The 9,180-nt window shown below is 34.6% G+C and carries 9 protein-coding genes; 7 read left to right on the forward strand and 2 right to left on the reverse strand.

Translation table 11 applies throughout. The features are described 5' to 3' along the window. The first annotated feature begins 127 nt into the window (after positions 1-127). From bdhA to ABH957_RS23070, 6 genes are all read left to right on the forward strand, one after another. Positions 128-1,180 carry a (R,R)-butanediol dehydrogenase gene (gene bdhA / locus ABH957_RS23045; RefSeq protein WP_000645834.1) on the forward strand — a complete coding sequence of 351 codons (1,053 nt, stop codon included), beginning with the start codon at positions 128-130 and terminating at the stop codon, positions 1,178-1,180. 118 nt (positions 1,181-1,298) lie between these two features. Beyond that, positions 1,299-1,643, forward strand: a complete 345-nt coding sequence (locus ABH957_RS23050) for a potassium channel family protein (protein ID WP_002090921.1) — start codon at positions 1,299-1,301, stop codon at positions 1,641-1,643. A gap of 265 nt (positions 1,644-1,908) precedes the next feature. Further along, the gene (gene cerA / locus ABH957_RS23055) at positions 1,909-2,760 is read left to right on the forward strand and encodes a phospholipase CerA (RefSeq protein ID WP_404448994.1); all 852 of its coding nucleotides are present in this window, start codon (positions 1,909-1,911) and stop codon (positions 2,758-2,760) included. A gap of 77 nt (positions 2,761-2,837) precedes the next feature. Further along, the gene (gene sph, locus ABH957_RS23060; RefSeq protein WP_404457187.1) at positions 2,838-3,839 is read left to right on the forward strand and encodes a sphingomyelinase C; all 1,002 of its coding nucleotides are present in this window, start codon (positions 2,838-2,840) and stop codon (positions 3,837-3,839) included. Between the two features lie 113 nt (positions 3,840-3,952). Further along, a complete protein-coding gene (locus tag ABH957_RS23065; protein ID WP_404457189.1) occupies positions 3,953-5,125 on the forward strand; it encodes an amino acid deaminase/aldolase in 1,173 nt (390 codons plus the stop codon). Continuing rightward, positions 5,113-6,426 (forward strand): D-arabinono-1,4-lactone oxidase, encoded by a 1,314-nt coding sequence (locus tag ABH957_RS23070; protein ID WP_404512274.1) that lies wholly within the window; start codon positions 5,113-5,115, stop codon positions 6,424-6,426. The genes ABH957_RS23065 and ABH957_RS23070 overlap by 13 nt, the downstream gene beginning before the upstream one ends. Positions 6,427-6,430: 4 nt before the next feature. On the opposite strand, the gene ABH957_RS23075 is transcribed toward ABH957_RS23070, so the two are convergent. Then, positions 6,431-7,585 (reverse strand): VanZ family protein, encoded by a 1,155-nt coding sequence (locus ABH957_RS23075; protein WP_404448986.1) that lies wholly within the window; start codon positions 7,583-7,585, stop codon positions 6,431-6,433. 172 nt (positions 7,586-7,757) lie between these two features. Between ABH957_RS23075 and ABH957_RS23080 the strand changes: the two genes are divergently transcribed. Then, entirely contained in the window at positions 7,758-7,961 is a 204-nt protein-coding gene (locus tag ABH957_RS23080; RefSeq protein ID WP_002134416.1) for a hypothetical protein, read from the forward strand. Between the two features lie 194 nt (positions 7,962-8,155). Here the strand turns inward: ABH957_RS23080 and ABH957_RS23085 are convergent, their stop codons facing one another. Continuing rightward, a complete protein-coding gene (locus ABH957_RS23085; protein ID WP_113937922.1) occupies positions 8,156-8,968 on the reverse strand; it encodes an undecaprenyl-diphosphate phosphatase in 813 nt (270 codons plus the stop codon). Positions 8,969-9,180 lie beyond the last annotated feature (212 nt).

Genomic DNA, 9,180 nt, shown 5'->3' on the forward strand with positions numbered 1-9,180 from the left:
TATTGAACGTTATTTGTTAAAAATTAGTGAAAATGAGATTGTTTTTTTGAAATATATGGATGGAAGTATTATAATAGATTTGCAAACTTCACCAGGTTAAGTATATACGTAGAGAGGGATGTATAAAATGAAAGCACTACTTTGGCATAATCAACGTGATGTACGAGTAGAAGAAGTACCAGAACCAACTGTAAGACCAGGAGCAGTTAAGATTAAAGTTAAATGGTGTGGTATCTGCGGAACAGACTTGCATGAATATTTAGCAGGACCTATTTTTATTCCAACAGAAGAGCACCCATTAACACACGTAAAAGCACCGGTTATTTTAGGTCATGAGTTTAGTGGTGAGGTAGTTGAAATCGGTGAAGGCGTTACTTCTCATAAAGTGGGAGATCGCGTCGTTGTAGAACCAATTTATTCTTGTGGTAAATGTGAAGCTTGTAAACACGGACATTACAATGTTTGTGAACAACTTGTTTTCCACGGTCTTGGCGGAGAAGGCGGCGGTTTTTCTGAATATACAGTAGTACCAGAAGATATGGTTCATCATATTCCAGACGAAATGACGTATGAGCAAGGTGCGCTTGTAGAACCAGCAGCAGTAGCAGTTCATGCAGTACGTCAAAGTAAATTAAAAGAGGGAGAAGCTGTAGCGGTATTTGGTTGTGGTCCGATTGGGCTTCTTGTAATCCAAGCAGCAAAAGCAGCAGGAGCAACTCCTGTTATCGCAGTGGAACTTTCTAAAGAACGTCAAGAGCTAGCTAAATTAGCAGGTGCTGATTACGTATTAAATCCAGCAACTCAAGATGTACTAGCAGAAATTCGTAACTTAACAAATGGTTTAGGTGTAAATGTGAGCTTTGAAGTAACAGGTGTCGAAGTAGTACTTCGTCAAGCGATTGAAAGTACAAGTTTTGAAGGACAAACTGTAATTGTTAGTGTGTGGGAAAAAGATGCGACAATTACGCCAAACAACCTTGTACTAAAAGAAAAAGAAGTTATCGGTATTCTTGGATACCGTCATATCTTCCCAGCTGTTATTAAATTAATTAGCTCTGGCCAAATTCAAGCAGAGAAATTAATTACGAAAAAAATCACAGTGGATCAAGTTGTTGAAGAAGGATTTGAAGCACTTGTAAAAGATAAAACACAAGTGAAAATTCTTGTTTCACCTAAATAATAGAGAATAGTAAAAAGTAGCCCTTTTCTAGAAATAGAAGAGGGCTACTTTTTTTCTATACAGAAAGGTGATAGACTTTCCTTTAACTACAGGTATTTTGTTTGGAAGGGGAAGTCTAATGCTTTCATTTATGTTGACATTGAAACGGATGCTAAAAGCTTGTTTACGAGCGTGGAAAGATAAAGAATTTCAAGTATTATTCGTATTAACATTTTTAACATTAACATCTGGTACGATTTTTTATAGTACAGTTGAAGGATTACGTCCTCTTGACGCCCTATATTTTAGTGTGGTTACGTTGACGACTGTCGGTGATGGGAATTTTAGTCCGCAAACTGATTTCGGAAAGGTATTTACGATCTTATACATATTTATCGGGATTGGATTAGTGTTTGGATTTATTCATAAATTGGCAGTTAATGTGCAACTGCCAAGTGTATTATCGAAAAGAAAAAAAGAGTAAAGCGGTTAATCGCTTTACTCTTTTTTTACATTAGTTTAGACAAGTATTTGCAGTAGCTTAACAATACTGTATTACAATGTAAGTGCATTCATTCATTACGTTCGCTATGTATAAAGTTATAGTGATATGAACATTTGCATATTTTAATTTATTGATAGAATTTTCACGAAAGGTGGGATATTCTAATCATAGGTTAACCGTAAGACATCGTAGGATCCTAACAAAAATCTTTACAATAATTCTATTATAAAATGGAGGATTTCAGATGAAAAAGAAAGTACTTGCTTTAGCAGCAGCTATTACGTTAGTAGCGCCATTACAAAATGTAGCTTTTGCACATGAAAAGAATGAAGAAAGTAGAGCGATTATTACTCAGTATTGGTCTGCGGAAGATAAACACTCAGAAGGTGTAAATTCTCATTTATGGATTGTAAACCGTGCTATTGATATTATGTCCCGTAATACGACAATTGTAAAACAAGATCAAGTTGCACTATTAAATGAATGGCGCACAGATTTAGAAAATGGCATTTATTCTGCTGATTATGAAAATCCTTATTATGACAATAGTACATTTGCGTCACATTTCTATGATCCAGACGATGGAAGTACATACATTCCACTTGCAAAGCAAGCGAAGGAAACTGGAGCTAAGTATTTTAAATTAGCTGGTGAATCTTATAAAAATAAAGATATGAAACAAGCATTCTTCTATTTAGGGTTATCTCTTCATTATTTAGGTGATGTAAATCAACCGATGCATGCAGCAAACTTTACGAATATTTCTTATCCACAAGGATTCCATTCTAAATATGAAAACTTTGTAGATACGATTAAAGATAATTACAAAGTAACGGACGGAAATGGATATTGGAATTGGAAAGGTATAAACCCTGAAGATTGGATTCATGGTGCTGCGGTAGCTGCGAAACAAGATTTCCCTGGTATCGTAAATAGTAATACGAAAAGTTGGTTCGTGCAAGCTGCTGTATCACAAAGTTATGCCGACAAATGGCGCGCTGAAGTTACACCAATGACTGGTAAGCGATTAATGGAAGCGCAACGTGTAACTGCTGGATACATTCAGCTTTGGTTTGATACGTACGGAAATCGTTAAGTATTGGAGAAAGGTCAAATCTCAGAATAGAGTATTTGGCCTTTTTATCACTATACAGTAAACGGAGGATATGAATTGTGAAAAGTGAATTGCTAAAAGGTGTACTAAGCTTTGGGATTGGTCTAGCAGCTTTATATAGCGGATCTTCCGTTCAAGCAGAAATGTCCACAAATCAAAATGATACGTTAAAAGTTATGACGCATAATGTATACATGCTATCAACAAACCTATATCCCAACTGGGGACAAAATGAGCGTGCTGATTTAATTGGAGCAGCAGATTATATAAAGAATCAAGATGTTGTTATATTAAATGAAGTGTTTGATAATAGTGCTTCAAATCGCTTATTAGGAAATTTGAAGAAAGAATATCCAAATCAAACGGCAGTATTAGGTCGTAGTAGTGGAAGCGAGTGGGATAAGACGTTAGGAAACTATTCATCTTCGACTCCTGAAGATGGAGGTGTAGCGATTGTGAGTAAATGGCCAATTGTTGAAAAGATTCAATATGTATTTGAAAAAGGCTGTGGACCAGATAACTTATCAAATAAAGGATTTGTATACACAAAAGTTAAGAAAAATGATCGTTTTGTACATGTGATTGGGACTCATTTACAAGCTGAAGATAGTATGTGTGGAAATACTTCGCCAGCATCTGTACGTACAAAACAGCTACAAGAAATTCAAGAGTTTATTAAAAATAAAAATATACCAAATAACGAGTATGTGTTAATTGGTGGTGATATGAATGTAAATAAAATAAATGCTGAGAATAATAGTGACTCAGAGTACGCATCTATGTTCAAAACATTGCACGCCTCTATTCCATCTTATACTGGATATACTGCAACTTGGGATGCGACGACAAACAGTATTGCGAAATATAACTTCCCCGATAGCCCTGCCGAGTATTTAGATTATATTATTACAAGTAAGGACCATGCTAATCCATCGTATATAGAGAATAAGGTGTTACAGTCGAAATCGCCACAATGGACTGTTACGTCATGGCTCAAAGAATATACATATAATGATTACTCTGATCATTATCCAGTAGAGGCGACTATTTCTATGAAATAGAGTAGTCTTAAAAAAGTTTCTTCGTGAAGAAGAAACTTTTTTTATTTGAAAACAGGAAAATCATTTTTTCTTTCCAATATGTATAAGACATATATAGAAGAGGAGAGAAAAATGTGGATAGAGGAATTTTTAAGGAAGTTCCATTACCGTGTGCATTTTTAGATGAAGTGGCTTTAGAGAGGAATATTCAATCGATTATAGAGTTAAGTGGAGATAAGAAAATTCGTATAGCGAGTAAATCATTACGCTCTGTTCCAGTTATGAAAAAGATTTTAGCTGCAAATAATCGGTTTCAAGGTATTATGTGTTTTTCTCCTAGAGAAGCTTTGTTTTTAATTGAACAAGGATTTAATGATTTATTGCTCGGATATCCTGTTTATGATGAAAGAGCTTTACATGAAATTAGTTTGCTAACAAAGCAAGGGCACATTATAACTTGTATGGTGGATTGTGAAGACCATATTACTTATTTAGAAAAGATTGCTGAGAAGTCTAAAGGGTGTTTTCGCGTTTGTTTGGATATTGATATGAGTAGTCGTTTTTTAAAAATTCATTTTGGTGTAAAAAGATCCCCGGTAAAAGATGTGCAGAGCGCTTTGAAAATAGTAGAAAAGGTGAAGGGCTCATCATATTTAATACTAGATGGTGTAATGGGATATGAAGCTCAAATTGCCGGGGTGGGGGATCATATACCGAATCAATGGATGAAAAGTAAAGTGGTTTCGTATTTAAAGAAGAAATCAGTATTAGAGGTTAAAGAAAGAAGGGGACGTATCGTAAAAGAAATACAAAACCTTGGTATTAAACTAAGATTTGTAAATGGGGGAGGAACAGGAAGTATAAAAACAACTGAGCAAGATAACTCAGTTTCAGAGATTACAATAGGTTCTGCTTTTTATTCCCCGAAACTATTTGATTATTATAAAGAAGTAAAATTTCAGCCAGCTGTCGGATTTGCTTTACCAGTTGTACGTAAACCGGATCCTTTTATTTATACTTGCCTCGGTGGCGGATATATTGCCTCAGGTGCAGTTGGTAAAGATAAAGAGCCTGAGGTTTGGATGCCGCATGGTGCAAAACTATTAGCTTTAGAAGGTGCTGGTGAAGTGCAAACGCCAATTTTTTATAACGGCGAGGAACGAGTGGATATAGGAGATTCTATCTTGTTTCGCCATAGTAAAGCTGGGGAGTTATGTGAGCGTTTTCCTATTTTGTATCGCATTAAACAAGGGGAAATTGTTGGAGAGTATTCAACATATCGGGGGGATGGACGATGCTTTCTATAAAGGGACAAAAATGGAGAAATTGGACAGGGAATGTAGAAGGAACGCCACATTATACGATGTATCCAAAAAGTATACAAGATGTAGTAGAAGTTGTAGGGCTTGCACGAAAAAAAGGAAAGAAAATTCGTGTTGTCGGTTCAGGGCATTCGTTTACACCTCTTGTGCAAACGGAAGAAATTTTAGTTTCTTTAGATGAATTGAAGGGCATTGGGAATATTGATGCAGAGAAGATGGTTGTCGAAGTATGGGCGGGAACAAAGCTACATGATTTAGGGAAGTTACTTCAGGAAAAAGGTTATGCGCAAGAAAATTTAGGGGATATTGATTCACAATCTATTGCAGGAGCGATTAGTACGGGGACTCATGGGACGGGTGTTACATTTGGGAGTTTATCAACACAAGTTATAGAGATCACGGCAGTTTTATCAACAGGTGAGAGTATAGTTTGTTCAGAAACCGAGAACGCCGAATATTGGAAAGCATTTCAGTTGTCACTTGGAATGCTAGGTATCATTGTAAAGATAAAATTGAAGGTTATCCCAGCGTATTCTCTCGTTTATGAAAGTGGAAAACAATCATTGTCTACTGTAATGAACAAAATAGAAGAATATAAGAAGAATCGTCATTTTGAATTTTTCGTTTTTCCTTATTCAGATGAAGTGCAAGTGAAATTTACAAACGAAACAACGAGTAAAGAAAGTGATTTGAAATGGCATAAACTAAAGGTGGAGTTACTTGAAAATAAGATGTTCTCTTTATTATCTAAAGGGTGTAAATGGTTTCCTTCTATAAGTAAAGGAGTAAGCCGATTATCAGCTAAGGCTGTACCGAACATGAAAATAATTGGACCAAGCTATGAAGTGTTCGCTACATCACGTACAGTTCCATTTTATGAAATGGAGTACAGTGTCCCTTCAAAGTATATGAGGGCTGTTGTAGAAGAAATCTCAAATCTTATTGAAAAGAAAAAGTATAAGGTGCACTTCCCGATTGAATGCCGGTATGTGAGAGATGATGATATATGGCTCAGTCCAGCGTATGGAAGAGACTCAGCGTATATAGCTGTTCATATGTATAAAGGTATGAAGTATGCCGCTTATTTTGGTGAAGTGGAGAAAATTTTTCTAAAGTATGAAGGGCGCCCGCATTGGGGGAAAATGCATACGTTAACGTACGAAAAATTGCAAAATATATATCCAGAATTGCATTCGTTTCTAAAAGTGAGGAAGTCACTAGATGAAACAGGAATATTTTTAAGCCCTTATACAGAAAAGTTATTTACGATTATGAAAAAAAGCTGACAAATTAGTATTTGTCAGCTTTTTTAAGTGTAATTGCATTTCTTGTATGACTAATACGCTCGTAAAATAGTAATTTATCACTGCTAAATACATGTAATAAAACATGAATAATAAATAGCCCGTTAATTACAAATTGGAATAACAGTATAACTAGTAATACTAAAGGCTCTGTATGATTTAAAATAGAGCTACTAGAAAGAATGTAATTGATTCCACCTAAAATGAAATAGAATATACCGTAACGAATGAATAATTCTTTTAGTGTAATACGCTCTGCTTGTCCTTTAATGTAAATACGAAGCAACGCTTTCCCTATTGTTCTTCCATTTGTAAAATATGGGATGATAATAAAGTAAATTAAGATTGAACATGTAATGAAAAGGAATTCGTATACATTTGTATAAGATTGGATGTTAGAAATAAATAGTGAGTTTCCTTTGTTTTTAATGAAAGGTACAACGATAGATAAGAAAATCCAATCAATTTGCATAGCGAGGAGACGACGAACGAATCCGACTGGTTTCGTTTCCAAATCAATATGACTATCTAATTCGCTTGTTTTTGGCAGGAAGTACGTAAATATTGGTGCAATGATAAAACCGATTACGCCGCCTAGTGTGTTTAAAAACAGATCGTCGATATCGAATAAGCGATATGCACAATTATAAATACCATATAATCCAGTTACTTGTGTTAATTCAAAGAACAGTGAAAGGCAAAAAGAAATGCACACTGTTTGGAAGAAACTACGTCGGAAATAATAACGTAAGTAAATACCGAATGGAACGGTTAATAGAACGTTAAAAGCAACTTGTAAAAATGCAGATTCTTTTAATAACAAGAAATAAGTAGTAGGTTTCGTTAAAATTGCCGATGTATGATTACTAATCTCTTGTATGAAATAAAATGGTGAGAGTTGCATATGCTGTGTATTAGCGGGTTGTAGGCTACAAGTATCATACGTTTGTGGTAACGGCAAAATAACAAGAAAATAGGCATTTAATAAATAGAGTAGTAATGAATACAAAATAAATGAACGCCATTTATTTAAATAACCGTATTTTCGATAATTAAATATTAAAAAAGGGATTAAGAGAAACATTGCTAAAATAGGAAATAAAATAAATGCTGTTTTTACTGGAAATAAATATGCAGTCAAAATGAAACTCCTTTCAATGAAAATTCGTTTATCATTATAGCGCTAAAAGGAGTTTAAAACAAAGTTAAAATATTTCGAAATAGAAAGAATTACAAATTTTATCGAAATTAAGTTATGTTAAATTTAATATAAGGATATTATGATTATTATAAGTTGAGAGAGGGTACAAGACATGCGATATGAGCTTTTTTCTGTAAGTGGGGATCATATTACAACTTTTGAAAGCGCGTGGCGTTTTCAAGAGGGAGAACAGATTTTTGTTCATGATGATAATACAAAACGAAATTTTATTATTATTCGCTTAACACATGATTTGTTTCAAAAAAATACACATGTTATTCGCTTGTATTGTCAGGAAAAGAAAGTTTATGCATAAGGAAAAACCTCTTACTGTATGAGGGCAGTAAGAGGCTTTTTTTATCCCGCTATTTGTGGGCAGTAAAACTTCCACCTCAAAATTCGGCCGGAGCAAAGAAGTTAGGTGGGAGCCCTGCTGCCCGTAAAATCCCGATTGGTGAGGGCTAATAATCAGGGGGGATGAACAAAACCCCCACTGATTAAAGTTTCACTTTATAAGAAAATGATAGTTAGCACACCTACGATAATACAGTAGAAAGAGAAATATTTTAAATTTCCTTTCGCCATAATGTTCATAAACCATTTTAATGAAATATATGTCATGACAAATGTTGCGATGAAAGCAACAATATAAGGTACAAATAATGTATCTAAATTTGGATCGTTTGCAATGTCTGTAATACTTAACAATAAACCACCTAAGCTAACAGGGATGTATAGTAAGAATGAGAAACGAAGAGCGGTTTCTTGCTTCATACCAAGTAACATTGCTGCTACGATTGTAGCACCTGACCTGCTTATACCAGGAATTAGTGCGCAAGCTTGTGCTAGACCAATAATGATTGCATCTTTCATAGAAAGGTCGCCATCACTTTTACGTCCACGCAAGTTTCGAATAATCCAAAGGCCGATAGCAGTAATAAGAAGGGAAACCCCAACCATTTTAACACCTTTTAAATAGTGGTCGATATAATCTTTAAATAAAACTCCAATTACACCTGCTGGAATGGTTGCAATAACAAGGTAAATAATAAAGAAAAAATCTGATTTTGCATCTTCTGCTCTTGTGAATATATAAGATAGACCATTCTTTGTTAGACGAATTAAGTCATTTCTATAAATAAGTAATACAGCTAATAATGAAGCTGAATTAACAAGTAGCTCAAAGCTAAATCCTTCTATTTTTAGTCCTAGCAAATGCTGTGCTAAAACGAGGTGACCGCTTGAAGAAATCGGAATTGGTTCTGTTAGTCCTTGGAATAGACCAAGAATTAAATATTTTAAAATGTAATAAAATTGTTCCATAACATCCTCCTTGTGTATTAGTCGAAAGAAATAACTTTTCCATTATAACAAAGATATAGATGAATATTGAGAAGGAATAAATATTCGAAATATAATAAAAACCCCTTATAGCGATATTGAAGTGAACCCGAATAGTGGTACATGAAAAAAACACCTCCTGAATTCGCATACTAAGTATGCAAATTCAATGGAGGTGTTTTTCGTTTGAAGAC

This window comes from Bacillus sp. RC242 (assembly GCF_044908245.1).
Taxonomy (GTDB): Bacteria; Bacillota; Bacilli; order Bacillales; family Bacillaceae_G; genus Bacillus_A; species Bacillus_A mycoides.